This window comes from Pseudoalteromonas sp. TAE56 (assembly GCF_000497955.1).
Taxonomy (GTDB): Bacteria; Pseudomonadota; Gammaproteobacteria; order Enterobacterales; family Alteromonadaceae; genus Pseudoalteromonas.
The window spans coordinates 44,108-70,582 of sequence record NZ_AUTN01000069.1 but is presented as its reverse complement, the minus strand read 5'-3'; the positions used below and the strand labels follow the sequence as shown (position 1 = coordinate 70,582).

Genomic DNA, 26,475 nt, shown 5'->3' with positions numbered 1-26,475 from the left:
TAAATGAAAAAACAACACGGGTTTACCTTAATTGAGCTGATGATAGCCGTTGCTATCGTCGGCATACTCGCTTCAATTGCGCTGCCTAACTATACTGAATATGTAAAGCGGGCTTCGCGCGCTGAAGCGGCTGCAGCATTGTTAGATGCTGCAAATAAGGAGGAGCAGTATTTTGTCGATAATAGGGAATATACAGAGACATTTACTGATTTAGGATTGCAAAGTAAAACCGAAAATGGCCATTTTGAACTATCTATAAGTGTAGTCGATAGCAATACCTTCACTATTACAGCTAAACCTATAGACGGTGCTGTAAAAGGCGATAATGATTGTAAAGAGCTTACAATTACTGACACAGGCCTCAAAGGTGCAAAAGGGTCTAAAGGAGACTCAGATGTTGACTATTGCTGGGGTCGATAGCCAAGATTACTTCTTCTGACACTTATCAGTTGATTTGATGCGAATTCTACCTGTTTGACTTACAGATAAAGCCAATCCTTCGAGATTGGCTTTATTGCTATTGGGGCAATATATAAAAGTTCCATTTTGAAAACCATTTAAAGAGCCATCTGGACGAAATGTAATGGCGTTGCGCGGATACTCTAAAGTATCAGCATCATGAACATCCTCGAAAGTGCTTAAGAGTAACTCATCATCATCTAGAGTCGTTGATTTATCTTTGTCGATAAATAGTGACATTTGACCATCCCACTCGTCCTTTGTACATTGACTGCTTTTTAGTGCGCAAAGCGTGACGTAGGTACCATTTTCAATTGCGTAAAGGCGGCCATAATTTATATTTCGGTGTAGTAGATTCACATGGTTATCTAATCGGTTTTTAGCCAAGAAGTCTGGATAAAACCACATCGATAATTGACTGATTACACTGACAACAGCAATCGAAACCATTAATTCAAGAAGTGTCACTCCCTTGTTTTTTGATATTGATAATCTCATCCTTGAAGACCTGAGTTAATAAATGATTAACTCAGTCTAGTAAATGATACAAATATGACAAGATGAATTTGTATGTTTTTTAATCGCAAGTCTGAGCTGTATCACCAGTATAAAAAGAAGTACCAGATTGAGATACTGTTAAAGCTTTGTTATTTTCATTATCATTATTAGGGCAATAGATAAAGTCTCCAGGATTTGTTGTAATACGACCACTAGTATTAAAACGAAGATTTGTCTCGTCACCACTATAACTAAGGCTATCAGTTGTAGGAATATCCTCTATAACTCTCAGCAAGGCATCGTTAGCTACGTTATAACTTCCATTGTTATCAGCATCAACAAAAACAACAATGATTTTATTCGTGTCCCATTCTTGTTGACATTCAAATTCATCATTGGCTTGTTTAATAGCGCCTTCTTGTGCGGGACATAGAATTACTATTTCATCCGTACTTGCTGCTTGAGAGCGAGCATAAGTAATGCTTCTTTTTAATTCCAACAAAAAATTCTCAGCTCTATTTTCTTCTAGCATATCGCTGCTATTCCAGATAGCAATGGATGCAATGATCCCAACGATAGCAACGGTTACCATGAGTTCTAAAAGAGTGAATCCGTTTTGTTTGTTTTTCATATTAATCTCATTTACTGCTAGTCATTTAAGTATCGCTATTTTTATACAATAAATTATACCATGATCGGTTGTTTTATCACCGTAATTCAATCGCTTTGTTTGCTATGAGCATCATGATTGTCTAAAATCGAGACAACTGGAGCTTTCAAAAGTAATTAATATGAAAAAAATAGAAGCAATTATCAAACCTTTTAAGTTAGATGATGTGCGTGAAGCACTGTCTGACGTGGGTATTACAGGTATGACGGTAAGCGAAGTTAAAGGCTTTGGACGTCAAAAAGGTCATACTGAGCTATACCGTGGCGCAGAATATATGGTGGATTTTTTACCTAAGGTTAAACTTGATATTGTATTGACTGATGAAAATGTAGATCGTGCAATTGAAGTTATTGTAAAAACGGCGCAAACAGGAAAAATCGGTGATGGTAAAATATTTGTCACTGATGTTGAGCGTGTAATACGTATTCGTACTGCTGAGGAAGATGAAGAAGCGATTTAAGCTTGTTTTTCTATGTAGTAAAAAGGCGCTTAGTAAGCGCCTTTTTTATTTATTTAGTTCTTTTATTTAGTCTTCTTGTTTGCTTTGCGTGCTCACTAAGCTCAGTTAAGCCTAATTGATTGTAACTTTTTTCCATCATTTCAAGCGCTGGATCTAAGTAACTGCTTTGTGAGTAATGTTCAACAACAAATTTACCTCTATTAGCAGCAGCTAAATAAGCTTCACGCTCATAATAGTAAGTGGCTACTTTCAATTCATAACGAGCCATACGATTTAGAAGCCATACTAAACGACGCTTAGCTTCAGGTGCGTAATCACTTTTCGGAAAGCGTTTTACTAGTGTTGATAAATCGGTAAATGCAACACGAGTACGGTTAGCATCACGGTCTGCTCTATCTACACCAAAGTATTCTTGGAACGCATTTTTATCAGCTTTAATGTTTACTAAACCACGCATGTAATACATGTAATCTAGGTCTTTATGGTTTGGATTTAAGCGAATAAAGCGGTCAATGGTTGCAAGTGCTTGTTCAGTATTACCTGATTGGTAATGTGCATACACTAAGTCCATTTGTACTTGTTTAGAGAATGGCCCAAACGGGTAGCGAGAGTCTATTGCACTCAAAAGTTCGATTGCACGAGCATATAGGCCAGAATCTAGTGTTTCTTTTGCATCTTCATATAAAGCGTGTGCAGATTTATTCGGTACACGTTGAATGTCTTCTTGGTCTGGAGCAGACGAACAAGCGCCTAAACTAAGTACAGAAACTGAAAAAACAATGGCAAATGCACGTTTCCCTATTTTATTTATCATTTTATTTGTTACCTTCGATGTCTTCGGCTAGGCCAAGTCGGTAAAACCGAGTAAACTATGCGTATTATATTATGCTTTTATTAAAAGCGATTCTAACCCAGTCGAGCAAAGCTTGCACTGGTAAATTGGGTAAAGTTACTAATGTCAGAGCAAATTTCTCTTCAAGCCGACGTTCCAACCGAATTAGGTGGTAAACGTCTAGACCAAGTATTAGCACAATTGTTCCCTGATTATTCACGTTCTCGTATAAAAACGTGGATATTGGATGATAAAATCACCGTAGACGGTGAAATTTTCAACACTCCACGCGAAAAGCTACTAGGTGGTGAAGTTGTAAGTGTTGAAACAACAATTGAAGCACCACGCGAATACGAAGCACAAGATATCAAATTAAACATTGTTTATGAAGACGATGATATTTTGGTAATTAATAAACCAATGGGCCTAGTGGTTCACCCTGGTGCGGGTAACCCTAATGGAACAGTGCTAAACGCATTACTACATTACTACCCTGAAATAATTAACGTGCCACGCGCAGGTATTGTGCATCGTTTAGATAAGGACACGACCGGTTTAATGGTTGTAGCTAAAACGATTCCAGCACAAACGCATTTAGTAACCGCGCTACAAAAGCGTGAAAACTTCACGCGTGAATATGAAGCACTGTGTAATGGCACTATGACCGCAGGTGGTATGGTTGAAAAAGCGATTGGCCGCCATCCGACTCAGCGTACTCATATGGCAGTACATGAACTGGGTAAACCGGCAATTACACATTACCGTGTTGCTGAAAAATTCCGTGCTCATACTCGTTTACGTCTGCGCTTAGAAACAGGTCGTACTCACCAGATTCGTGTGCACATGGCACATTTAAATCACCCGCTAATTGGCGACCAATCTTATGGCGGCCGTCCGCGTCCACCTAAAGGTGCAACACCTGAATTATTTGAGTTACTTCGTAGCTTTAGACGCCAAGCACTACATGCTGTAAAATTGAGTATTGCGCACCCAATCACCGGTGAAATGATGACATGGCAAGCACCTATCCCAGACGATATGGTTGCGATGACACATGCACTACGTGAAGATACTAAAGCTAACCCTGATATCGATAGATAATGCACTTATTGTCAGCGACATGGCAAAACCTTCATAAAGTAGGAACGTTAAGTACTACTTGTGGGGGTGGTATTTCAAAAATCCCATTTAAAAGTTTTAATTTGGGATTCCATGTTGGTGATAATCAAAATCATGTATCAAAAAACCGCTCACTATTAACCAAACACTTACCTAAACCTGCCGTGTGGCTAAATCAAGTTCATAGCTCTAATGTTGTTATTGTTGATGAGCATTTTGATTTTGATGAGTTACACAATGCTGATGCGCTTTATACTCAGTTATTAAATCAGCCTTTGGCTATAATGACTGCCGATTGCTTGCCTATTTTATTAGTGAGTGATGATGAAAAGGAAGTTGCAGCTATACATGGCGGCTGGCGAGGGCTTGAGCAGGGAATTATTAAAAATACTTTAGAATGTTTTAGCTCAAAGTATGAAAACATAAGTGCGTGGCTAGGGCCTGCAATTGGGCCAACTCAATTTGAGGTTGGGGCTGAAGTGCTTGAGTTATTTCAAAAAAGGTCTTCTTCATTTATTCAAGCATTTACACCACAAGCTAATGGCAAATATCTTGCTGATATTTATGGTATTGCGCGTACTTTCCTTACCCAGCAAGGCGTTAAAAATATTACAGGCGGCGACTATTGTACAGTCTCTCAAAGTGACTTATTTTTTTCTTATCGACGGGATGGACAAACCGGACGTATGGCAAGTTTGATCTGGCGCAAGTAATTAGTATCTTTAATCATTATATTTCCCCCTACACCTTGAACAAACACCTAAACATACCCATTAATTAAGCAATTAGATTATTTAATAGGTAACACCATGCGTTTAGATAGATTTACAAGTAAATTTCAATCTGCGCTCTCTGATGCGCAATCGCTAGCCCTTGGCCGCGATCATCAATTTATTGAACCCGTACATTTAATGTATTCACTACTAAAGCAAAGTGGCTCTAGTGTACGTGCATTATTTGCACAAACGGGTGTCAGCGCTGACGAACTCAACACCAAGCTTTCACAAGAAATAGAAAAATTATTTAAGGTCGAAGGTGTCGGTGGTGACGTTCAGCTATCAAATAATATGGCATCACTTATTAACCTATGTGATAAGTACGCGCAAAAACGCAAAGACAAATATATTTCAAGTGAATTATTTGTACTGGCGGCATGCGATGATAAAGGTCCACTTGGCGATATATTTAGGTCGTTAAATATTACCTCGACCAAAATTGAAACTGCAATTAAAGCGATTCGCGGCGGCCAAAAAGTTGATGACCCAAATGCCGAAGAAACACGTCAAGCGCTTGAAAAGTTCACGATTGATCTAACTGAGCGAGCTGAGCAAGGTAAGCTTGACCCCGTTATTGGTCGCGATGACGAAATTCGCCGCACGATTCAGGTATTACAACGCCGTACTAAAAATAACCCTGTATTAATCGGTGAACCGGGTGTTGGTAAAACAGCAATCGCGGAGGGGTTAGCACAGCGTATTATTAACGGTGAAGTACCTGAAGGATTAAAAAACAAACGCGTACTATCACTTGATTTAGGTGCGTTAGTTGCGGGTGCTAAATACCGTGGCGAATTTGAAGAACGTCTAAAATCAGTATTAAACGAATTGGCTAAAGAAGAAGGCCAAGTCATTTTATTTATTGATGAAATACATACTATTGTGGGTGCAGGAAAAAGTGATGGCGCAATGGATGCAGGCAATATGTTAAAGCCAGCATTAGCACGCGGTGAATTACACTGCGTAGGCGCAACCACGCTTGATGAATATCGTAAATACATAGAAAAAGACGCAGCTCTTGAGCGTCGATTTCAAAAGGTACTTATTGAAGAGCCATCGGTTGAAGATACCATCGCGATATTGCGAGGCCTAAAAGAGCGATATGAGCTACACCATTCAGTAGAAATTACTGATCCCGCGATTGTTGCTGCGGCGCAGTTATCTCATCGTTATATTAGCGATCGTCAGTTACCTGATAAAGCGATTGATTTAATAGACGAAGCGGGTTCTTCAATTCGATTACAAATTGATTCAAAACCAGAGTCATTAGATAAACTCGAACGCCGTATTATTCAACTTAAGTTAGAAGATAATGCGCTAGCGAAAGAAAAAGACGAAGCAAGCCAAAAACGTCGAGCTGAAATGCAAGAATTGATCACCGACCTTGACGGCCAATACCGCGAGCTAGACGAGATATGGAATGCTGAAAAAGCATCACTTCAAGGCACGCAAGTAATTAAAGCCGAGCTTGAACAAGCAAGATTAGATTTAGATGTAGCGCGAAGAGCAAGTGATTTACAGCGTATGTCAGAGCTGCAATATGGGCGAATTCCAGAGCTTGAACGAAAACTTGATTTAGCCTCACAAGCCGAAATGCAAGAAATGACTCTGCTTAAAAACCAAGTAGGTGAGGATGAAATTGCTGAAATACTGTCTCGCTGGACAGGTATTCCTGTTGCAAGAATGCTACAAGGTGAGCGTGAAAAGCTGCTGCAAATGGAAGATAAGTTACACAGTAAAGTAATAGGGCAAGATGAGGCGGTTGTTGCTGTTTCTAACGCAATACGCCGCTCGCGTGCCGGGCTTGCAGATCCTAACCGTCCTATTGGTTCTTTCTTATTTTTAGGCCCGACAGGTGTGGGTAAAACAGAGCTGACAAAAGCACTGGCTGGTTTTATGTTTGATACCGAAGATGCCATGGTGCGTATCGACATGTCTGAGTTTATGGAAAAACATTCAGTTGCACGCTTAGTAGGGGCACCTCCAGGTTATGTAGGTTACGAAGAGGGCGGTTATTTAACGGAGGCCGTACGTCGTAAACCTTACTCAGTGATATTGCTTGATGAAATAGAAAAAGCACATCCTGATGTGTTTAATATTTTACTGCAAGTATTAGATGATGGCCGATTAACTGACGGACAAGGTAGAACGGTTGATTTTAAAAATACCGTTATTATTATGACCTCAAACTTAGGCTCAGATATTATCCAAGAGCAAGCGGGTAATAATGACTATACGACTCTTAAAGCTAAAGTAATGGAAGTATTAATTAATGAGTTTAGGCCTGAGTTTATTAACCGTATAGACGAGACGGTCGTGTTCCACCCATTAGCTAACGAGCACATAAAAGAAATAGCTGATATTCAGTTAATGAAATTACGTGAGCGTTTAACAGAGATGGGGTATCTGCTTGAAATAAGTGATGCGGCTCTTGAGCGAATTGCAGCAAGTGGGTTTGATCCTGTGTACGGTGCACGTCCGCTTAAGCGGGCTATCCAACAAACGATAGAAAACCCACTGGCACAAAAGCTACTTAATGGAGACTACATACCTGGTTGCGTGATTGTTATCGACGCAAATGATGAAGGCTTGGTATTTACTAAGCGTTAATTGCAAATAATTAAAGTCAAAAGCCGCTAAAATAGCGGCTTTTTTATGTCGACTATATTGCTAGGTATTAAACTTTAAAGGTTAGTAATAAATCGTTCACTCTACGTGAGCCTTCAACAAGCTCAGCTGCACCTTTTGCCACATTAAAGCTTAAGCTTAAGTTGTTATCGCCAAAATCTTTAATTTGCGAAACATTATTACTAATGTCGTTACTAACCATTTGTTGCTCTTCTGCAGCGGATGATATTTGTATTGCCAAGTGAGATATTTCACTGATTTGGATAAAAATCCCCTCTAATTCAACTTGGGTTTTATCGGTTGTCAAAACACAGTTATCGGCTTGTGCTTTAGTGCTTTGCATTACTTTGGACCAGCTAAATAAAGTGTCTTGTATTTCTTTAATAGAGCTATGGATTTGTGTCGTAGCATTTTGAGTGCGTGACGAAAGAGTCCTTACCTCATCGGCGACTACAGCAAAGCCTCGACCATGCTCTCCCGCTCTAGCTGCTTCAATCGCTGCATTAAGGGCAAGTAAGTTAGTTTGATCGGCAATTCCCTCTATTTCACTCATTACCTTACCAATCTTATCTGCTTCAGAGGCTAAGCTGGTGGCTGTGGTTGCAGCCTTTTCTACTTGAAAAGCTAAATCAGATACCATTTTACTATTATCTGCAATATGGTCTTTTATTTCAGAGCAACTTTGGTGGGTGTTATTCACTTTATCAGCTGTTTGAGCGGTATTCACCGATATTTCACCAATGGTAGAGCTCATTTGAGTCATCGCTGATGCAATTTGTTCTAAACGCTCACCTTGCGAAGAAATGCCTTTTTCAGTAAGCGTAGATTGTTTATCTAGATCAGTCGCAATGCCATTGAAGCTTAATGTAGAGTCTTTCATACGGCCAAGAACCGTGCGCAACTTTGCGCTTAGCATTTGCTCTCTATAATCACTTACGCTATGCGGTGTGTGGCCGCTGTAAATATAGCGAGAGATTGAATCGGCTTTTGCTTTTTGTTCGCGTAATATTTTAGGGGTAACAATCAGTTCGTCATAATTTAGCGCAATAACTAAGGCGCACATCAATAGGCTAATTACAGCTAAAGAGATTGATCCCGTAACAGCAATAAAAATCAGCCAAAGTAATAGGCATATAAAAGTAATGCCTTGTCTTATTGTGGTGTGTTCTCGTAGTTTAAATGATGACTTATTGGTATTTATTTTGTTGTAAAGAGCGTGTGCACGTTGTTTAAGTTGAGAGCTCGCTTTGGTTCTTACTGATTGATAACCAACAAGTCGGCTATGCTCAAAAATGGGTGTTACAAAGGCATCTACCCAATAATAACGGCCATCTTTACAGCGGTTTTTAACCATACCACGCCACGAGTGTTCTTTTTTTAATGTTGCCCACATTTCTTTAAAAGCAGCTTTTGGCATATCAGGGTGACGAACAATATTATGATGCTGACCGATAAGCTCTTGTGCGCTATATCCTGCCACAGAGCAAAACTCTTGATTGACGTATGTTATTACACCTTTGAGGTCGGTAGTAGAAACAAGCTCTCGTGACTCATCAAAGTATACTTCTTCATTTTTTAAGCTTTTATCATTGTGCATTATGTTTATTATCATCCTTTATTGTTGCTGTCATTATATTGGTTACACACTACAAAGCAAAAAATAGCGTCATTCCTTGTATGCTCATAAGGCAAATAATTGCGTTTATTGATCTAGATCAAATTTAAATGTCGGATAGCTAAATTGAGCTCATTTTAAACAAGTTACGGTCTATTATTTTAGGCTTATATTTTGCGTATTTAATTTATACTTAAATACGCATTTAAAGCATTTGTATAATGCCCAGAGCAATGGCAATATTACGACTTAATATAATGATGTTGGTCATATCAAACGCATGTATAGAGTGGGTAAATAATTATTAACTTAGAAAAATTATATTGTTCTTAGCAATTTATACCAGTTGCATTAAATAAGGATCTATTATAGCGCTAAGAAAATAGCACAATAGTAAGGCGAAAATTATGACATATAGTTGTTCTATATGAATAATTTTTAACGCAGTGAGTGCGCTATTTAATGCGATAGAATGATCATATTTTCAATAAAATTGGTATTTATCTTGAGTCTAAGTAATTAGCCCCCATAACCTTATGATTAAGCCACGTGGCCCGAGGAAAGATTTTTTGACAACACATGATTTAGCTAACGCACTTGAAGCGTTATCAGTAAATGAGCACCAACATGCAGTTAAAGGCATTAAACGTGGCATAGAGCGAGAGTCGCTAAGAATACAAGATAATGGCGCTATATCACCTCAAGGTCACCCAAAAGGTGTGGGCAGTGCGTTAACTAACGGCCATATCACAACTGATTTTTCTGAGTCTTTACTTGAATTTATTACTCCAGTTAGTGAATCGTCAACGCAAACGCTTAAGCAATTAAAAGACCTTCAAAAGTTCACTCTAGAAAAAATGGGTGATGAACTGCTTTGGCCTATTAGCATGCCATGTTTTATTGAGCACCAAGACGATATAGTGCTAGCTCAATTTGGTAGTTCAAATACAGGCCAAATGAAAACACTATACCGTGAAGGATTAAAAAATCGTTACGGTAGTATGATGCAAGCAATTGCGGGTGTTCACTTTAATATTTCATTTCCAGATACGCTTTGGCAGTCACTTCATTCGTTACAAAAAAGCAATGCAAACCTTCAAGATTTTATCTCAGAAGGTTATTTAGCGCTGATTCGTAACTTTAAACGCGAACTATGGCTAATAAGTTATATGTTTGGCGCATCGCCAGCATTGTGTAACTCATTTTTGCAAGGGCGAAAAACCGACTTACCATTTAAAAAACTAGGTAAAGGCACGCTTTACTTAGAAGTTGGTACAGCACTGCGTTTAGGTAATTTAGGCTATACAAATAGCGCGCAGTCGTCACTACGCGTAATGTATAACTCGTTAGATGAATATGTAGCGGGCCTTAAAAAAGCAATCAACACACCATCAGAAATTTATGGTGATCTTGATGACTACAAGAGTGAAAACCCTAAGCAGTTAAATAAAAATATTCTGCAGATTGAAAACGAATTTTACTCGCCAATTCGTCCTAAGCGTAATGCAAAAAGTGGTGAAACGCCAACGGATGCATTGCTTCGAGCTGGCATTGAATACGTAGAAATTCGCGCATTAGACGTAAACCCGTTTAGTGAAGTTGGTATTGATATTGAACAAATTCACTTTTTAGATGTGTTTTTAACGTATTGTTTATTAAAAGATTCAGCTCCAATGGATTGGAAAGAACAAGCGCGTAGTACTGAAAATCTCGACACAGTAGTAAACCAAGGTCGAGAAGAAGGGCTAATGCTTAACTTTAATAACACACAGCGTAGCCTTCAGTCGTGGGGCGATGAAATATTTACCCAGCTTACTGATGTCGCTAAATGGATGGATAATGCTTATGGTGTTAACTATTACTCGGATACTATAAAGCGCATGGCAACGTGGATACATAATCCAGAGCTTACTTACTCTGGACGTTACGTGTCACAGTTAAAAGAGTCTGGTTTAGACAACGGGCATTTTGCACTAGCATTGGCTAGTAAATATAAGCAAAGCCACGCAGATACAGGCTACAGCGAGTTTTTAAAACCTTGGCTGGAACAACAAGTAGTAGAGTCTAACGAAGCACAAGCTGCAATTGAGCAGGCAGATACCCAGTCATTTACCGCGTTTTTAGATGCGTATTTTGACGGTAAATAACCTTTATATTTAGCAAAATTTAAGCAAAAAAAACGCAGCCCAAGTTGGCTGCGTAAATATATTCAGGGATGAATTAATGCTGTACTGCTGCATTCATTGAGTCAGACCCGCACTTTTTAAAAAAGTTCTGTGAGATCTTAGAAAAATGAAAAAAAATGCAATTATCCTATCTCTCGCCATTACTTTAGCCGGTTGTGCTACAGCGCCTCCAAAGCAACCTAACGATTTATGTAAAATCTTTGAAGAAAAGCCAGATTGGTATTTCGACGCAAAAGATGCACAAGAAAAATGGGGTTCTCCCAAGCATGTACTCATGAGTATGATGTACCAAGAAAGCTCATTTAAGCATGATGCCGCTCCGCCAATGGAGTACTTCTTATGGATAATTCCTACCGGTCGCGCAAGTGATGCCTATGGTTACTCGCAAGCTAAAACACCAACATGGTCTGATTATATTCGTGAAACAGGCAACAACGGTGCTGATAGAGACGACTTTGACGATGCAATCGACTTTATGGCGTGGTTTGTTTATAAAACGCATAAAGTAAATAAAATATCTAAATGGGATGCTTACGCACAATACCTTAATTATCATGAAGGTTGGGGTGGGTATAAGCGTGGCACGTACAAAAAGAAAAAGTGGCTAATGGGTGTTGCGAACAAAGTTAAGCACAGAGCTAGCCGTTATGGTGCGCAATTAAAACACTGCGAAGAAGAGCTTGATAAAGGTTGGTTTGAACGTCTTATATTTGGCTAGATAGTTATTAATGGATATAAAAAAGGAGCCAATTGGCTCCTTTTTTATTTAGCGAGAACGCTTATTCGGCAGTATCTTCACTTGTTTTATCATGTTTTCTTTTACTTCGAGTACTTCAATAGGATATCCCGCGATACGCAAACTAATATTTGCATCAGGAATATTCTCCAAGTATTCAACAATTAAACCACTCAGAGTTTTAGGTCCATCTAGCGGAAAATCCCAACCCATTTCTTTATTTAAATCGCGTACGTTAGCGCCGCCATCCACAATACATGAGCCATCAGTTTGTGTTTCTACTTCTTCGCTTGGCGTACGAGTTTGCGTCGTTGTAAAATCGCCAACAACTTCTTCTAAAATATCTTCTAGGGTCACTAGGCCTTGGATGTCGCCATACTCATCTACCACTAAGCCTATGCGTTCTTTAGATTGCTGAAACTTTAATAGCTGAGTATTTAGTGATGTTCCTTCTGGGATAAAGTAAATTTCACGTACAGCTCGTAGCAAAGAAGGTTTATCAAATTGCTCTTTTGTAAGTAGACGAAGCGCATCACGTGAGTGAATAAAACCTACTGCATCATCTATGTTATCGCGATACAACAACACGCGAGTATGTTGTGCATGGGTAAGTTGGCGACTAATTAGTTTCCAATCGTCATTAATATCAATGGCCACAATTTCGTTTCGTGGGATCATAATATCTTCAACGGTAACTTGTTCTAAATCTAAAATTGAAGTCAGCATACTTTGATGACGAGCAGGAATAAGTGCACCGGACTCATTGAGTACTGTTTTTAATTCTTCTTTACTCATGCTGTGTTCGTCGATTTGAGCGGCACTAATACCAAATAACCGCAGTATACCGTTTGTCATCCAGTTAATAACCACAACAAAAGGGAAGAGAATTTTTAGTAATCCCTTAAGTATTATTGAACTTGGAAAAGCAACTTTTTCAGGGTAGAGGGCAGCAAGGGTTTTAGGTGTTACTTCTGCAAATATAAGCACAACTAGAGTTAACACACCCGTTGCTATAGCAATACCTAGGTCACCGTAAAGGCGAATACCTATAATGGTTGCAACTTGGGCTGCTGCTATATTGACAAGATTATTACCGATTAAAATTAAACCGATGAGCCTATCTGGACGGCTAAGTAATTTACTGACTCGTTTAGCTGCACGATGATCCTCTTTAGCGAGGTGTCGCAGGCGTATACGATTGATTGACATAATTCCGGTTTCTGAACCAGAAAAATAAGCAGAAAAAAGCACCAAAAAACCTAAAATGATAAATAGGGTACTTGTCGATATGTCGTCCAACGATGGATCCTTTTCTTATAAATCAATGCGTATTAAGCTAGAGTGAGCAAGCAGAGTCAAGTTAAAACTTATTTAGTATCACTTCTTGTATGAAACGGCTGCCAAAATAAGCGAGTGTGAGGACAAATGCAGCGACCATGATTGTAATAACCACCGGTTTACCGCGCCAACCCTTTTTCATATGCCCGATAGCTACAACGGCAAAAATAGCCCACGCAACTAACGATAATATTGTTTTATGAATGAACTCTTTAGCGAACATTCCATCAAGAAATACAAACCCTGAAAGTAATGCAAATGTGAGTAATATAGTGCCTAAATTAAGAAGTTGGTAAAGCTGGCGCTCCACAACCATTAAAGGCGGAAGGTGGCTGTGCACAATTGCTAAATCTTTACGTTTTAAACGTTTATCAATAAAATAAAACTGTACACCATATAAAGTAGCAATAATTAAAATACAGTAGGCTAACAAAGATAAGGAGATGTGCGTTACTAAACCCACCTCAATATTAATACTTTGTAATAAAATATGATGAGGAATAAATAAACTGGCAATGGTTAGTAAGGCACCAAAACCATAAACAACGGGCAACAATAAAGTCGCAGGGAATTTTAGTGAGACAGCCGTCACCGAAACTACAATCACCCAGCAGGTCAAAAGAGCGACGTTTACGATACTTAAATCTTGACCGTCGGCTCTAAAAACAGAGTTAACTAACAGCAGCATATGCGCCACTATAGCAACCGTGCTTAAAATAACGGTTACTTTTTGGCTAGGGCCTTGTTGATGAAACAGGCGTGAAAGCACGTGAGACGTTGCTAACACATAAAATAAACTGGCAATAATAGTTAAACTAATAATCAGCATTGTGCTTGGGCCACTTAATTTGAGACAAAATAATCCTTGTTGTTATATAGCCATTGTATTTTATAGCAAAGCAAATGCATAGACCTTAAAAAAAGAAACTCAACAAGGTGCACTTGAACACTATATTGTAAGGCGCCATATACGGTATACTACTTTTAATTGAAACTTAATAAGTCAATCTAGGTTAATTGAAAAATCAAATTAACCGTAAAATTTAAATGGATTGATATAAACGTCTTATCGGAACCGTTACATGTTTGAGAACCTCCAAGAACGATTAGGTAAAACCTTAAAAAATATCAGTGGCCGTGGCCGTCTGACGGAAGACAACATAAAAGACACACTTCGCGAAGTGCGTATGGCATTTTTAGAAGCCGATGTGGCATTGCCTGTTGTTCGCGAGTTTGTAAAACAAGTTAAAGAACGTGCAGTTGGGGTTGAAGTTACAAAAAGCTTAAGCCCGGGCCAAGTATTTATAAAAATAGTGCGTGAAGAACTAGAAAAAGCAATGGGTGAGGCTAATGAAGAGCTAAGTCTAAATGCGCAACCGCCANCCAGCCGTTGTAATGGTAGCGGGTCTACAAGGTGCGGGTAAAACCACCAGTGTAGCTAAGCTTGCTAAGTTTTTAAAAGAGCGAAAAAAGAAATCAGTACTTGTAGTAAGTGCCGATGTTTATCGTCCAGCGGCTATTAAACAGCTAGAAACGCTTGCAGCAGAAGTTGATGTTGATTTTTTCCCAAGTGATATTTCGCAAAAACCAGTTGATATTGCAACCGCTGCAATTTCACATGCTAAAAAGAAATTTATAGATGTAGTACTTGTTGATACTGCAGGTCGTCTACATGTTGATAGCAACATGATGGATGAAATTAAAGATCTCCATAAAGCAATCAATCCAATTGAAACCTTGTTCGTTGTTGATGCAATGACAGGTCAAGATGCGGCGAATACAGCTAAAGCATTCGACGAAGCATTACCACTTACCGGTGTTATATTAACAAAAACCGATGGTGATGCACGTGGTGGCGCAGCTTTATCGATTCGTCATATCACTGGCAAGCCTATTAAGTTTATGGGTGTGGGTGAGCGCACTGACGCACTTGAACCTTTTCACCCAGACCGCATAGCGTCACGTATTTTAGGCATGGGTGACGTACTTTCATTAATCGAAGAAGTCGAAATGAAAGTCGACAAAGAGCAAGCTGCTCGAGTTGCTGAAAAAGTATTTAAAGGCGCAGGTTTTACCCTTGACGACTTTGCTGATCAATTAAAGCAAATGAAGAATATGGGTGGCATGATGTCAATGCTTGATAAGCTCCCTGGTATGTCTAACTTACCAGATGCTGTTAAAGGTCAAATGGGTGATAAAACATTTATCCAAATGGAAGCTATTATTAGCTCTATGACTAAAAAAGAGCGCGCACGCCCAGAAATCATTAAAGGTTCGCGTAAAAAACGCATCGCAGCAGGCTCAGGTACGCAAGTACAAGAGATCAATAAGTTGCTTAAGCAGTTTACGCAAATGCAAAAAATGATGAAAAAAATGAAAGGTAAAGGCGGCATGACTAAAATGATGCGCGGTATGAAAGGCATGTTACCACCTGGAATGATGGGCGGCGGCGGTCCTAAATTTTAAAAAGTACCATTAAGTTACTTTTTAAAATAATAGCGAATCATATTTAAAGGAGCAAATAGCTCCTTTTTTGTTGAATAAATTATGCATGTAATACACCTTTAACTCTTATTTGTCGTTGAGATCACGGTTTAACCTACTAAACTGCCTTTTTGGTTCACTTCTTACTTGCGTTATTGCCAAAAACTCGTACAATTCCCCAGCTCCCCATTCTGGGGAGTAAATCTTATTAATGAAAACAGTCAATCTTTATAGAGGACGGTATGGTAACTATTCGTTTGCAACGTGGTGGCGCTAAAAAACGCCCTTTCTATCAAATTGTGGTTGCGGATAGCCGTTTCTCGCGTGACGGTCGCTTCATCGAGAAAGTAGGCTTTTTTAACCCAATTGCTTCAGGTCAAGAAGAAAAAATTCGTTTAGATTTACCACGTGTTGAACACTGGGTAGGTCAGGGCGCATCTCTTTCAGATCGCGTAGCTAAGTTAGTAAAAGACGCTCGTAAAGCGGCTTAATAGGCGTAAGTGTAACCATGAGTCAAGAGAACACCTCATCAATAATTGTCGTAGGAAAGCTCGGTGCCCCATATGGTATAAAGGGCTGGCTTAAGGTACATTCATTTACTGATGATCCCGTAGGGATCTTCGATTTCAGCCCGTGGTTGATAGGGCAGCAAGGTAAATGGCAGTCCTTAGAAGTGGTCGACTGGCGTCGCCACAACAAAGGCTTTATCGCTAAATTTGCGCAGGTAAACGACCGAGACGAAGCAATGGCTTATACCCATGCTGAAATCTCAATGGATGCAGCGCATTTACCAGAACTCCCGCAAGGTGAGTTCTATTGGCGAGATCTCATTGGCATGTCTGTTGTAACCGATAAAGGTTATAGCTTAGGCATTGTTGATGACCTGATGGAGACAGGATCAAATGACGTACTGGTTGTTAAAGCAAACAGTAAAGACGCATTTGGTCAAGCTGAGCGTTTGATTCCTTTTTTAACTGATTCAGTTATTAAAGAAGTTAAATACGACGCAAGAGAAATTACCGTAGACTGGGATCCTGGTTTTTAATGACGCAAACTAGTTCATTATGGGTAGGGGTGATAAGCCTTTTTCCAGACATGTTTGACGCTATTACAGACCAAGGTGTTACCGGTCGCGCAGTAAAAAATGGCTTAATTGATTTTAACTGCTGGAATCCGCGAGACTACGCTTTAGATAAGCATAGAACCGTAGATGACCGTCCTTACGGGGGCGGACCTGGTATGTTAATGATGGTTGAGCCATTAAAAAAAGCGATTGCCGAAGCTAAAAAAGCAGCTGGTGATGGTGCTAAAGTAATTTATATGTCCCCGCAAGGGCGCAAACTTGATCAGCAAGGTGCTAGCGAACTCGCTAACTCTAAAAAACTGATTTTGATTGCCGGTCGCTATGAAGGTATAGATGAGAGAATAATAGAATCATATGTTGACGAAGAATGGTCAATTGGTGATTTTATTTTGAGTGGTGGCGAACTACCTGCCATGACATTAATTGACGCAGTAGCGCGATTAGTGCCAGGTGTGTTAGGTCATAACCAGTCAGCGGAACAAGATTCATTTTCGGATGGCTTGTTAGATTGTCCACACTATACACGACCAGAAACATTGGACGACAAACAGGTTCCTGCTGTATTACTCAGTGGCAACCACCAAGAGATAGCAAAATGGCGGCTTATGCAGTCATTAGGCAGAACTTGGTTACGACGTCCTGACTTGTTGCATAACCTAGCTCTGACTGAGGAGCAAGCGGTATTACTCGCGAAATTTCAGCAAGAGTACCAAAAAGCTTGTGGCTAGAAGACAGTTACACCTAGGAAAGTGAGAAACATAATGGCAAAAGTAAACCAAAATATTATTAAAGCGCTTGAAGATGAGCAGCTTAAAACAGACGTACCTGCATTTGGCCCTGGTGATACAGTGGTTGTACAGGTAAAAGTAAAAGAAGGTGCTAAAGAGCGTCTACAGGCCTTTGAAGGTGTTGTAATCGCTAAGCGTAATCGTGGTCTTCACTCAGCATTCACAGTTCGTAAAATCTCGAACGGTGAAGGCGTTGAGCGTGTATTCCAAACGCACAGCCCTCTTATTGATAGCGTAACAGTTAAGCGTCGCGGTGCAGTTCGCCGTGCTAAGCTTTACTATCTACGTGAGCGTTCTGGTAAATCTGCACGTATTAGAGAAAAACTTAACTAATACGCGCTGTTTATCAACGCAAAAAAACGGGTTGCATCCTTCGGGTTGCAACCCGTTTTGGTTTTAGAATATTATTTTCTCAATTCTCAATTCTCAATTCTCAATTCTCAATTCCTCATTAGTAAAATTTCCGCTTTAACCTTTTCTCAGTTAGCTGATCCTGTTAGTATTTATCGTATTGATTAGTTTACTTTTATGTAAATTTATATTTACGTTATTTGGTTTTTTAAGGTGGGACGAACGTGGCTGACATAAGTGATTTAGCACAGCTAAGAGAAGGTATAGATGAATGCGATGCACAACTTGTTGCCTTACTCGCTAAACGTAATGGTATTACGCAAAAAATTGGTGAGATAAAACAACAAACAGGCGCGCCTTTACATGCACCTGTCCGTGAAGCAGAGCTATTAGCGGCAAGACGACAAGAAGCAATAAATCAAAATGTAAGCCCAGATCTCGTTGAAGATATACTAAGACGTATGATGCGAGAAGCCTATCAAAACCAACAAGCGAAACTTGCATGCGCAGCGCCAGAGCTTTCGCCAATTGTAATTGTGGGTGGTCAAGGTGCCATGGGGCAGTTATTTGCACAGCAGTTTATTCGCTCAGGTTACGAAGTTAAAATTTTAGATAAAGATCAGCAAAACGATGCTAAAAGTATTTTAAAAGGTGCCAAGCTGGTAATGATTAGCGTACCTATTAATGCATTAGACGCTGTCGTTGCTAAGTTACCTAAACTAGATGAAGACTGTTTACTTGTAGATATTACATCGGTAAAGCAATCGCCTATTAAAGCATTAAAAGCTGCGCACAGTGGCCCTGTGGTTGGTTTACATCCAATGTTTGGGCCCGATATATCACATTGGGTAAAACAAACAGTTGTTGTATGTGAAGGGCGAGAGCACCAAGCGGCAAAAGGTTTATTACAGCAGTTACAAGTATGGGGTTGCCAGCTTGTTGAGCTTGATGCTAAAAAACATGATGAAGCAATGCAAATTATTCAAGTAATGCGCCATTTAACGACATTTGTGTACGGACAGTTTTTAGCAAAACAAAGTCATACGCTAGAAGAGTTGCGCAGTTGCTCGTCACCTATATATCAATTAGAGTTGATGATGGTCGGGCGTTTGTTTGCACAGTCGCCTGAGCTGTACTCAGATATTATGCTCGCACAATTTGATGATGTAGAGAACCTACTTGCACAGTACCAAGATACCTTTGCAAGTACATTAGCTAAATTAAAAGCGGGAGATAAAGCCGCGCTTATTGATTCTTTTGCTGAAGCTAAAGTTTACTTTTCTGACTCTACAGAACACTTTTTAACGCAAAGTCGAAGCTTATTAAATAAAGCGAATGATTCAAAAGTTTTAGATTAATATTTGTTATACCGTTTGCTTAAGTATGGGGACTTAATTCGTTAAATTACTCAAATACTTATACAGATTGGTACTGGTTAACTAAAAAGGGCCAAGATTGGCCCTTTTTGATTTGTAAAATTGCTTATTAAGTATTAACGCTTACGGCCTGCAATGACTCGCTTTGGTAGCATCCTAAAATACGTACATATTGGGTGTGCTCTTTAAGCTCTTCTAGCGCTTCTTTTACTTGGCTTTCGGCTAAGTTTGCTTCTAGGTCAACATAAAAAACTTCTTCCCACGGATTACCCGGAGTAGGGCGAGATTCAAGTTTTACTAAATTAATCTTGTGCTGTTTAAAAATCATTAGCGCATCGGCTAGTGAGCCAGCTTGCTGTTTTGTCGACATGATCAAACTAGTTTTAGTTGGAATTTGGTTAGATACTTGTAGAGGCTTACGTGCAACAACAATAAAGCGGCTATGGTTTTCGCTTTGATTAGCTAGGTTTGATTTAATAACCTCAAGCCCTACGTTTTTCCCCGCTTGTGCAGAGCCAATTGCTGCACTGTATGGTGTGTTCAGAGCTGATTGTAGCGCGCTTGATGTTGAATCACATGTTTCGTGTTGTAAATCACCTAAGCCTTGTAAAAAACGGCTGCACTGCGCAAATGGTTGCGGGTGTGCAAATATTTTTGTTAGTTGACTAAGTTCAGTCTCAGGGTTTGCGAGCAAGCAGTGCTCTACACTGTGAGTTACCTCACCAACAATTGATACTTGTGCGTGCTGTAATAAGTCAAACACCTCGTTAATACTACCAGAGCTTGTGTTTTCAATGGGTAGTAAACCAAAATCAGCTTGGCCGTTTTCTACTTTACCTGTTATTTCATCAAACGATGTACAGCCAATTTCAACTAATTTACCCGGGCGGCGGCTAAAATATTTATGACATGCTAGTTGGCTATAAGAACCCTGACCACCTAAGTAAGTTACACGGTGTGTTTCACTGAGGGCATCTGGATTCAGATTTTTTTGTAACATTGCTTGTTGGTGTAAAACAGAGTCTTCCAAAATAGTTTGGAAAACATTATTTACGTAGTAAGCATCTAAACCTAGTGATTTACCATAACCAATCAGTTTTTCTAAAAGTGCTAGTTCGCGAGCTTCATCGCGAATTGGTTTGTTGTTAGCAATTTTGTACTCAACCACACCATGGCTAATGCGGCGGCGTTTAGCTAATAACACGAGTAAATCAGAGTCTATTTCATTTATATCGTGTCTTAGGGTATTTAAAACATCATTTGTCATTTTGGTATCCTCATTCCAAAAGTAAGCTGTTATTACACAGCAAAAACAAAAAAGCCTCCCGGTTGGGAGGCTTTACTATTCGATTGATTTTATCTCACAAACAGGGAAGCCTCTCCTATATAAAGAAGCTAAAAAACGAAAAAAAAGTGCGAGAGATAAATATTTTCATGCGGTTAATGTATGGAGAGTTGCTAACAATGTCAATAAAGATCTAAATAAGCTTAGGGTACTATTTATTTCTCTATATTAGTTTTTATAGAAAGTTTACAAATAATTTATAAATATGAAACTGGATCTGGTATATTTCGTTAACTGGTTCAAATAATAACAATTATTAATAATTAAGGTTGACCCGTGGTTTACAGACGCCCTCCATCGCGTTTTGGATTGAATTCTTTAAGTGTAAAACTATCGCTACTCATATCCGCTATTTGCCTAATAGCAGGGGTGTGTGCGGCTGCCTTAATGCTTAAATCTGAAGAGAAACAACTTGTTTTTGAAGAACATGAGATTTTAAAAAGCTCGACAGACTTATTAGTGAAGCAATTTAATGAGCGCATTAAAACAAAAATAAATATTGCGCAGCAAGCTAATAACGTAGTAACACAGCAACTTTTCCAACCCAATTCACCAATTAATTTAAGCAACAAATCACAGTTACAGTTTAATAGCGACGGTACGATTCGAAGTGCCTCGGCTGATGGCTTATCAGCAGCATTTTTACCGCAGCAAAATTACTCTCCTTTTTATAAACGCCTATTTAATGATTCTGAGATGCTGTGGCGTATAATATCTCCTACACTGGTACACGACTTTTTTAACTTTTATCTCATTACAGATGATGATTTTATTCGTGTTTCTCCTCCAAACTGGGCACTGAACGCACCAGCTGGTTTTAGAGCGACGAATGGCTCAACTTATAAATCGATTAAGAGCACGCTTGAAACAGTAAGAGAGCCTGCATGGTCAAAAGTCTACTACGATACAGTATGGCGCAAGTGGGTTATTAGCCTACTAGTACCTGTTTATGTTGATAATGAGTTTTTAGGTGTGACGGGGAGCGATATTTCCCTCAACAAACTTATTTCGTTTTTACCTGTTGGTGATAAAGAAAAACACCTACTTGTGTTTGATAGCAAAGGGCAATTGTTGGCACACCCAGACTTAAATCCGACCTTACTAGCTGACTATGGTAGTGATAATAAAGCACTCGCTACTAACGAATTTGTAAACCCAGCGCTGCAGTCGATTATTGACGATGTTATTGCAGTGAAGTTACCTGAATACGCAAATTCATTTGAAAAAAATGACGAAGCTCATATTATCAATATTCGTAAGATTGATGACTTAGATTGGTACATAGGGGTATATAAAAAGCGTTCATCTACGTTATCTGCATTACAAGATTTAAAACTGAAGTTTTTCGGTCTCTTTATTTTATACGCAATATTAGTTGCCTTATTGCTGCATCAAGCGCTTTATCAACTAGTCCTTCGCCGTTTACATACTTTGGTTTATGCAGTTACAAGTTTTGGCAAAGGTCAATTAACTACAGAATTTCCACCAGAAAACAAAGATGAGATTGGCACGCTTAATGGCTCATTTAGAGACATGACGGTAGAAATTCGCAAACTTATCGATGGCTTAAACCAGAGAATTACAGAAAAAGAAATTGCTGAAAAAGCAGCTAATCGTTTATCTAAAGCGGTCGCATTCTCGGGCACTGGCGTTGTGATCACCGATGAGAATTTTGTAATTGAATACGTAAATCCAAAAATGCTAGAAATGACAGGCTACCCAGAAAGCCATTTCAACAGAGCGCCATTACTGAATATTATTGCCTCAGAGATGTCTATTTTAGTTGAAGATATAGACATAGATTTACGCAGCCGTAATTATTGGCGCGGTGATACATTAATCCAAGGCTTGAATAAAGAGCCAATTTGGGTGTCTTTAAGTGTTTCACCAATTCGTGAAGAGGGCGGTGAAATAATCAGTTATGTAGCATCAGCACAAGACATTTCGTTTGTAAAAGAAAGCCAGCGTAAAATGGAGCAACTTGCTTACTTTGACACCCTTACTGGTCTTGCCAACAGAACGTTCTTTAGAATGCAATTACGCAAATCAATGGCATTAGCTGAACGTGGGCACTATGCGTTTGCATTATTTTACTTTGATTTAGACGAATTTAAACGTATTAACGATACATTAGGCCACGATGCAGGCGATCAATTATTAATTGAAGTGGCAAACAGACTTAAAAAACGTTTACGAGCCGAGGACACCATAGCACGCCTAGGTGGTGATGAATTTGCAGTGTTGCTCAGTGGTATAGAAAGCCAAGCTCACGCGACTGATGTTGCCAATACAATTCAAAAAACGCTAAATGTACCTATTAAACTAGGTAGCAATGAAGTTATTGTGAGCGCGAGTATTGGTATTACAATGGCTCCGTACGATAGCCTAGAAGAGGATCAGTTATTAAAACATGCTGACTTAGCTATGTATGAGGCAAAAGCAAAAGGGCGTAATACATTCCACTTTTATAGCCAGGAATTGAACGCAGCTGCTAATGAGCGTTTATTTATTGAAAATGAGCTACGTATAGGACTAAAAGAAAAACAGTTTGTAGTTTACTACCAACCTCAAGTTGATAGTCGTACTCATCAGGTAGTTGGTTATGAAGCGTTATTAAGATGGTTCCACCCAACTGAAGGCGCAATCCCTCCAGATAAATTTATTCCTATTGCAGAAGCGACAGGCCTTATAGTTGAATTAGGCGAATGGGTGCTTCAAGAGTCTTGTGATTTTGCCGTAAGATTAACAAAGCAAGGCTTAGAAAATAATATATCGATAAACTTATCTGCTCGTCAGTTTAAAGACTCAAGCTTAGTCTCAACACTGAGTAAAATGATAATTAGGACGGGTGTTTCGGCTAAGCGCCTTCATTTAGAGCTTACCGAAAGTATGCTAATGGGAAATGTAGAAGCTGCAATTACACAACTTCACGAGCTTAAAGCTTTAGGTATATCTATTTCTATTGATGATTTTGGTACTGGTTATTCGTCGCTCAGTTACTTAAAACGATTCCCGGTTGATATATTGAAAATTGACCGTTCATTTGTAAAAGATATCCCTGAGGATACAAATGATATGGAAATCACTGCAGCTATTATTGCCATGGCGCAAAAGTTAAAGCTAGACGTGGTTGCCGAAGGAGTTGAGACAATAGAGCAGATGCAGTTTCTACAAAATAATAATTGCTTCATTGTACAAGGCTATTATTTTAGTAAACCCATTGCGGAGCACGAACTACCAAAATTGTATGAAAGGTTAAGTGAGCTCTCAAATAGCGAAGTAAGTAGTTAATAAAATTGCGGGTTAACCACCCGCAATTTTAACTTTAAATTTTAGCGCTTCTAAAATGGCTTTTAGTTTATCGCGGTCATCACCTTGCACTTCAATAATGCCTTCTTTTACTGCGCCGCCTTGGCCCATTTTGCTTTTTATAGTTTTAGCTAACTTTTTTAAATCGTGATCTTTTGGATCAATGCCTACAACTAACATTACGCCTTTGCCTTTACGCCCTTTTGTTTGACGTTCAATGCGAATAAAACCATCTTTAAAAAGCTTAGCTTCTAACTCTTTTTCTGGTTTTGGCTGGTCAATGCGACCCGTACTTGTTGAATATACTAAGTGACTATCACTCATACCTTACCTTTATGGATAAAAATTAATTAAATATTGGCGTAAATGATAGCAAATTTGAAGTTGTGTGTTTTTCTTTTTGCTAAATACTTTTAACAGGTTATATTTAGTTCAAAGGAAATATTATTGGAGTTTAATATGAGTTTAACTAAGAATGAATCAGTCGATGGCACTACATTAACAATACAAATCAAAGGTAAATTTGACTTTAATTTAGTGCAATCTTTTCGCCAAGCTTATGCTCAAATGAGTGAAAAAATTGTAAAGGTTATTATTGATTTAAGAGAGACTGACTACATGGATAGCTCAGCACTTGGCATGTTACTTAACATGAAAAAAACCATTGATAGCCAAGTAAAAACTATCGAAATAAGCAATTGCCAACCACAGCTTAGAAAAATTCTACAAATTTCACGTTTTGATAAAAAGTTTGATATTAGCTAATGATACATGTGTTAATTGTAGATGATCAGGCGCTCAACCGCATTTTACTCAGTAAAATGCTTGAGCAAGAAGGTTATAAAATATCAGTGGCTTATAACGGACTAGATGCGCTTAATGTACTTAAAAGAGAGCCAATAGACGTTGTTTTACTTGATGTTTTAATGCCTGTAATGGATGGTTTTGAAGCAGCTGAAAAAATAAAGCAGCAATATAGTGAAGTTTACTTACCAATTATTTTTATAACCTCCTTAGAAGATCAAGCAAGTTTTGAGCACTGCCTCGAGGTAGGCGGTGATGACTTTATTCATAAACCATTTGAAAAAGTTATTCTGCATGCAAAAATTAAAGCACATATTCGCACCAGAGAGCTGAGTAAAAAAGCTAACCAGCAAAAAAAATTGCTTGAATATCATCATAATCAAATCGAACGTGAACACGAAATAATTGAACATATTTTTAATAACTCATTAGAAAACCAAGGTAAGTTTAAAGAGTATTTAGATTTTAATTTATCACCTGCCTCTATGTTTAACGGCGATATGTTTTTAGTAGCGCAAAGTCCAATAGGTAATTTGTATTGCATGTTGGGTGATTTTACGGGTCACGGCCTTGCAGCAGCTATTGGCGCATTACCAACTTCTCGTGTGTTTTATACTATGGTACAAAAAGGTATGGCGGTTAATGATATTGCCAGCGAGCTAAATACGCTACTGTACAACCTTCTACCTGGGCATATGTTTTGTGCTGCAACCATTATAGAGCTTAGTGCATCAGGTAAAAGTGTTTCTGCATGGATGGGCGGCCTGCCAGATGCGTACCTAATAGATAAATACGGTAATGTAAAACAAACATTAGAATCGCAGCATATGGCGCTGGGGATTTTAGATGAACAAGAGTTTGAATATGAAGTTATTCATTTTGAAACAAATAGTAATACACGGCTAGTATTAGCAACCGACGGTATTATAGAAACAGCAAACAAAGAGGATATATTTTTTGGAGAAGAGCGGTTTTTACAAACCTTAAAAAGTAAATCGATGATTAGTAGTGAAGACATAGTTGCTAACGTTACTAAGTTTGCCGATGGCACTAAACAGCAAGATGATTTAAGCATTGTTTTACTAAACTGTCTGCCTTTAATTCCTGAGGAACAAGAGCGGGAAGCCTTTTCTACTTTAGCCTTTAATTTATCTTTGAGCTTAAACTCAGAGCAAATAAAAAAAACTGATCCAGTGTACGACGTCGTTAATATTTTAAGCAGTGTTGAGGGGTTAAATACTCATCGCTCTAATATATTTTTACTGTTGTCTGAGGCGTATAACAACGCGCTTGATCATGGTGTATTAGGACTTAATTCAGAAATTAAAAAACAAGAAGACGGCTTTTTTCGATATTACGAGTTGAGAGAGGCAGCCCTTGCTAAACTTACAGATGCCATGATTATTATTGATATGCGCTATTGCCCCGACACGCTCAGTTTATATTTTATTATTTGTGATTCAGGCCGAGGGTTTAGTAGTAAGCACGATGAGTTGGCAAAGGCTAATAACGAATTTGGCAGAGGGGTGTCTTTATTAGAAGAAATAGCCGAAAAAGTCACTTATAACGCCAGTGGTAACCAAGTTGAAATGTGCTACAAGTTGAGCTAGCTCTGTA

The 26,475-nt window shown here is 38.9% G+C and carries 23 protein-coding genes, 1 pseudogene and 1 other annotated feature; of the genes and pseudogenes, 16 read left to right on the top strand and 8 right to left on the bottom strand.

Features of this window, described 5'->3' with window-relative positions; genetic code table 11:
- Positions 1-3: 3 nt before the first annotated feature.
- Positions 4-420, top strand: a complete 417-nt coding sequence (locus L656_RS0105505) for a type IV pilin protein (protein WP_024598441.1) — start codon at positions 4-6, stop codon at positions 418-420.
- Positions 421-426: 6 nt separating this feature from the next.
- On the opposite strand, the gene L656_RS0105500 is transcribed toward L656_RS0105505, so the two are convergent.
- A complete protein-coding gene (locus L656_RS0105500) occupies positions 427-957 on the bottom strand; it encodes a GspH/FimT family pseudopilin (protein ID WP_024598440.1) in 531 nt (176 codons plus the stop codon).
- A 79-nt stretch (positions 958-1,036) separates the two neighbouring features.
- Positions 1,037-1,588, bottom strand: a complete 552-nt coding sequence (locus L656_RS0105495; RefSeq protein WP_024598439.1) for a GspH/FimT family pseudopilin — start codon at positions 1,586-1,588, stop codon at positions 1,037-1,039.
- Between the two features lie 160 nt (positions 1,589-1,748).
- Here L656_RS0105495 and glnB point away from each other — a divergent pair, with 160 nt between their 5' ends.
- On the top strand, positions 1,749-2,087 hold the full coding sequence (gene glnB, locus L656_RS0105490; protein ID WP_008166582.1) for a nitrogen regulatory protein P-II: 339 nt from the start codon (positions 1,749-1,751) through the stop codon (positions 2,085-2,087).
- Positions 2,088-2,136: 49 nt separating this feature from the next.
- Here glnB and L656_RS0105485 read toward each other — a convergent pair whose 3' ends face one another.
- Positions 2,137-2,901, bottom strand: coding sequence for an outer membrane protein assembly factor BamD (locus L656_RS0105485; protein WP_024598438.1), 765 nt, complete (start codon positions 2,899-2,901; stop codon positions 2,137-2,139).
- 141 nt (positions 2,902-3,042) lie between these two features.
- On the opposite strand from L656_RS0105485, the gene rluD reads away from it, so the two are divergent.
- The 3 genes from rluD (at position 3,043) to clpB (ending at position 7,424) form a co-directional block, all read left to right on the top strand.
- Positions 3,043-4,020 (top strand): 23S rRNA pseudouridine(1911/1915/1917) synthase RluD, encoded by a 978-nt coding sequence (gene rluD, locus L656_RS0105480; RefSeq protein WP_002962209.1) that lies wholly within the window; start codon positions 3,043-3,045, stop codon positions 4,018-4,020.
- Complete coding sequence (gene pgeF, locus L656_RS0105475) at positions 4,020-4,751, top strand: peptidoglycan editing factor PgeF (protein ID WP_024598437.1); 732 nt, start codon at positions 4,020-4,022, stop codon at positions 4,749-4,751. The genes rluD and pgeF overlap by 1 nt, the downstream gene beginning before the upstream one ends.
- A gap of 96 nt (positions 4,752-4,847) precedes the next feature.
- Entirely contained in the window at positions 4,848-7,424 is a 2,577-nt protein-coding gene (clpB, locus tag L656_RS0105470; RefSeq protein ID WP_024598436.1) for an ATP-dependent chaperone ClpB, read from the top strand.
- A 67-nt stretch (positions 7,425-7,491) separates the two neighbouring features.
- Here clpB and L656_RS0105465 read toward each other — a convergent pair whose 3' ends face one another.
- The gene (locus L656_RS0105465; RefSeq protein ID WP_024598435.1) at positions 7,492-9,039 is read right to left on the bottom strand and encodes a methyl-accepting chemotaxis protein; all 1,548 of its coding nucleotides are present in this window, start codon (positions 9,037-9,039) and stop codon (positions 7,492-7,494) included.
- A 587-nt stretch (positions 9,040-9,626) separates the two neighbouring features.
- On the opposite strand from L656_RS0105465, the gene gshA reads away from it, so the two are divergent.
- Both gshA and L656_RS0105455 read left to right on the top strand, forming a co-directional pair.
- Positions 9,627-11,204 (top strand): glutamate--cysteine ligase, encoded by a 1,578-nt coding sequence (gene gshA, locus L656_RS0105460; RefSeq protein ID WP_024598434.1) that lies wholly within the window; start codon positions 9,627-9,629, stop codon positions 11,202-11,204.
- Positions 11,205-11,349: 145 nt separating this feature from the next.
- The gene (locus tag L656_RS0105455) at positions 11,350-11,961 is read left to right on the top strand and encodes a transglycosylase SLT domain-containing protein (protein WP_010554629.1); all 612 of its coding nucleotides are present in this window, start codon (positions 11,350-11,352) and stop codon (positions 11,959-11,961) included.
- Positions 11,962-12,009: 48 nt separating this feature from the next.
- Here L656_RS0105455 and L656_RS0105450 read toward each other — a convergent pair whose 3' ends face one another.
- Together L656_RS0105450 and L656_RS0105445 are read right to left on the bottom strand one after the other, a co-directional pair.
- Entirely contained in the window at positions 12,010-13,278 is a 1,269-nt protein-coding gene (locus tag L656_RS0105450; RefSeq protein WP_024593584.1) for an HlyC/CorC family transporter, read from the bottom strand.
- Positions 13,279-13,339: 61 nt separating this feature from the next.
- A complete protein-coding gene (locus L656_RS0105445; protein ID WP_024593585.1) occupies positions 13,340-14,146 on the bottom strand; it encodes a cytochrome C assembly family protein in 807 nt (268 codons plus the stop codon).
- A gap of 253 nt (positions 14,147-14,399) precedes the next feature.
- Here L656_RS0105445 and ffh point away from each other — a divergent pair.
- The 6 genes and pseudogenes from ffh (at position 14,400) to tyrA (ending at position 19,382) form a co-directional block, all read left to right on the top strand.
- Positions 14,400-15,783, top strand: a pseudogene (ffh, locus tag L656_RS01000000121960) (signal recognition particle protein).
- Between the two features lie 260 nt (positions 15,784-16,043).
- Complete coding sequence (gene rpsP, locus L656_RS0105435) at positions 16,044-16,292, top strand: 30S ribosomal protein S16 (RefSeq protein WP_002962192.1); 249 nt, start codon at positions 16,044-16,046, stop codon at positions 16,290-16,292.
- Between the two features lie 17 nt (positions 16,293-16,309).
- Positions 16,310-16,846 (top strand): ribosome maturation factor RimM, encoded by a 537-nt coding sequence (gene rimM / locus L656_RS0105430; RefSeq protein WP_010554631.1) that lies wholly within the window; start codon positions 16,310-16,312, stop codon positions 16,844-16,846.
- On the top strand, positions 16,846-17,613 hold the full coding sequence (gene trmD / locus L656_RS0105425; protein ID WP_007581405.1) for a tRNA (guanosine(37)-N1)-methyltransferase TrmD: 768 nt from the start codon (positions 16,846-16,848) through the stop codon (positions 17,611-17,613). Before rimM ends, trmD begins: the two co-directional genes overlap by 1 nt.
- 33 nt (positions 17,614-17,646) lie before the next feature.
- Entirely contained in the window at positions 17,647-18,006 is a 360-nt protein-coding gene (gene rplS / locus L656_RS0105420; protein ID WP_007581406.1) for a 50S ribosomal protein L19, read from the top strand.
- A 242-nt stretch (positions 18,007-18,248) separates the two neighbouring features.
- Positions 18,249-19,382, top strand: a complete 1,134-nt coding sequence (tyrA, locus tag L656_RS0105415) for a bifunctional chorismate mutase/prephenate dehydrogenase (protein WP_024598433.1) — start codon at positions 18,249-18,251, stop codon at positions 19,380-19,382.
- Positions 19,383-19,509: 127 nt separating this feature from the next.
- On the opposite strand, the gene L656_RS0105410 is transcribed toward tyrA, so the two are convergent.
- On the bottom strand, positions 19,510-20,667 hold the full coding sequence (locus tag L656_RS0105410) for a chorismate mutase (RefSeq protein WP_024598432.1): 1,158 nt from the start codon (positions 20,665-20,667) through the stop codon (positions 19,510-19,512).
- Positions 20,668-20,711: 44 nt separating this feature from the next.
- Positions 20,712-20,829, bottom strand: a sequence feature (Phe leader region).
- 192 nt (positions 20,830-21,021) lie between these two features.
- Here L656_RS0105410 and L656_RS0105405 point away from each other — a divergent pair.
- Positions 21,022-24,036, top strand: a complete 3,015-nt coding sequence (locus L656_RS0105405) for a bifunctional diguanylate cyclase/phosphodiesterase (protein WP_024598431.1) — start codon at positions 21,022-21,024, stop codon at positions 24,034-24,036.
- A gap of 12 nt (positions 24,037-24,048) precedes the next feature.
- On the opposite strand, the gene L656_RS0105400 is transcribed toward L656_RS0105405, so the two are convergent.
- A complete protein-coding gene (locus L656_RS0105400; RefSeq protein ID WP_007581414.1) occupies positions 24,049-24,378 on the bottom strand; it encodes a translation initiation factor in 330 nt (109 codons plus the stop codon).
- A gap of 135 nt (positions 24,379-24,513) precedes the next feature.
- On the opposite strand from L656_RS0105400, the gene L656_RS0105395 reads away from it, so the two are divergent.
- Together L656_RS0105395 and L656_RS0105390 are read left to right on the top strand one after the other, a co-directional pair.
- Complete coding sequence (locus L656_RS0105395) at positions 24,514-24,819, top strand: STAS domain-containing protein (protein ID WP_024598430.1); 306 nt, start codon at positions 24,514-24,516, stop codon at positions 24,817-24,819.
- A complete protein-coding gene (locus tag L656_RS0105390) occupies positions 24,819-26,468 on the top strand; it encodes a SpoIIE family protein phosphatase (protein ID WP_024598429.1) in 1,650 nt (549 codons plus the stop codon). The genes L656_RS0105395 and L656_RS0105390 overlap by 1 nt, the downstream gene beginning before the upstream one ends.
- The last annotated feature ends 7 nt before the right edge of the window (positions 26,469-26,475 follow it).

What these genes read in the sequence shown, in the direction of transcription:
- L656_RS0105505 (WP_024598441.1), top strand. Translation starts at nt 4, where the DNA reads ATGAAAAAACAACACGGGTTTACCTTAATTGAGCTGATGATAGCCGTT.
- L656_RS0105500 (WP_024598440.1), bottom strand. Translation starts at nt 957, where the DNA reads ATGAGATTATCAATATCAAAAAACAAGGGAGTGACACTTCTTGAATTA.
- L656_RS0105495 (WP_024598439.1), bottom strand. Translation starts at nt 1,588, where the DNA reads ATGAAAAACAAACAAAACGGATTCACTCTTTTAGAACTCATGGTAACC.
- glnB (WP_008166582.1), top strand. Translation starts at nt 1,749, where the DNA reads ATGAAAAAAATAGAAGCAATTATCAAACCTTTTAAGTTAGATGATGTG.
- L656_RS0105485 (WP_024598438.1), bottom strand. Translation starts at nt 2,901, where the DNA reads ATGATAAATAAAATAGGGAAACGTGCATTTGCCATTGTTTTTTCAGTT.
- rluD (WP_002962209.1), top strand. Translation starts at nt 3,043, where the DNA reads ATGTCAGAGCAAATTTCTCTTCAAGCCGACGTTCCAACCGAATTAGGT.
- pgeF (WP_024598437.1), top strand. Translation starts at nt 4,020, where the DNA reads ATGCACTTATTGTCAGCGACATGGCAAAACCTTCATAAAGTAGGAACG.
- clpB (WP_024598436.1), top strand. Translation starts at nt 4,848, where the DNA reads ATGCGTTTAGATAGATTTACAAGTAAATTTCAATCTGCGCTCTCTGAT.
- L656_RS0105465 (WP_024598435.1), bottom strand. Translation starts at nt 9,039, where the DNA reads ATGCACAATGATAAAAGCTTAAAAAATGAAGAAGTATACTTTGATGAG.
- L656_RS0105455 (WP_010554629.1), top strand. Translation starts at nt 11,350, where the DNA reads ATGAAAAAAAATGCAATTATCCTATCTCTCGCCATTACTTTAGCCGGT.
- L656_RS0105445 (WP_024593585.1), bottom strand. Translation starts at nt 14,146, where the DNA reads ATGCTGATTATTAGTTTAACTATTATTGCCAGTTTATTTTATGTGTTA.
- rpsP (WP_002962192.1), top strand. Translation starts at nt 16,044, where the DNA reads ATGGTAACTATTCGTTTGCAACGTGGTGGCGCTAAAAAACGCCCTTTC.
- rimM (WP_010554631.1), top strand. Translation starts at nt 16,310, where the DNA reads ATGAGTCAAGAGAACACCTCATCAATAATTGTCGTAGGAAAGCTCGGT.
- trmD (WP_007581405.1), top strand. Translation starts at nt 16,846, where the DNA reads ATGACGCAAACTAGTTCATTATGGGTAGGGGTGATAAGCCTTTTTCCA.
- rplS (WP_007581406.1), top strand. Translation starts at nt 17,647, where the DNA reads ATGGCAAAAGTAAACCAAAATATTATTAAAGCGCTTGAAGATGAGCAG.
- L656_RS0105410 (WP_024598432.1), bottom strand. Translation starts at nt 20,667, where the DNA reads ATGACAAATGATGTTTTAAATACCCTAAGACACGATATAAATGAAATA.
- L656_RS0105400 (WP_007581414.1), bottom strand. Translation starts at nt 24,378, where the DNA reads ATGAGTGATAGTCACTTAGTATATTCAACAAGTACGGGTCGCATTGAC.
- L656_RS0105395 (WP_024598430.1), top strand. Translation starts at nt 24,514, where the DNA reads ATGAGTTTAACTAAGAATGAATCAGTCGATGGCACTACATTAACAATA.
- L656_RS0105390 (WP_024598429.1), top strand. Translation starts at nt 24,819, where the DNA reads ATGATACATGTGTTAATTGTAGATGATCAGGCGCTCAACCGCATTTTA.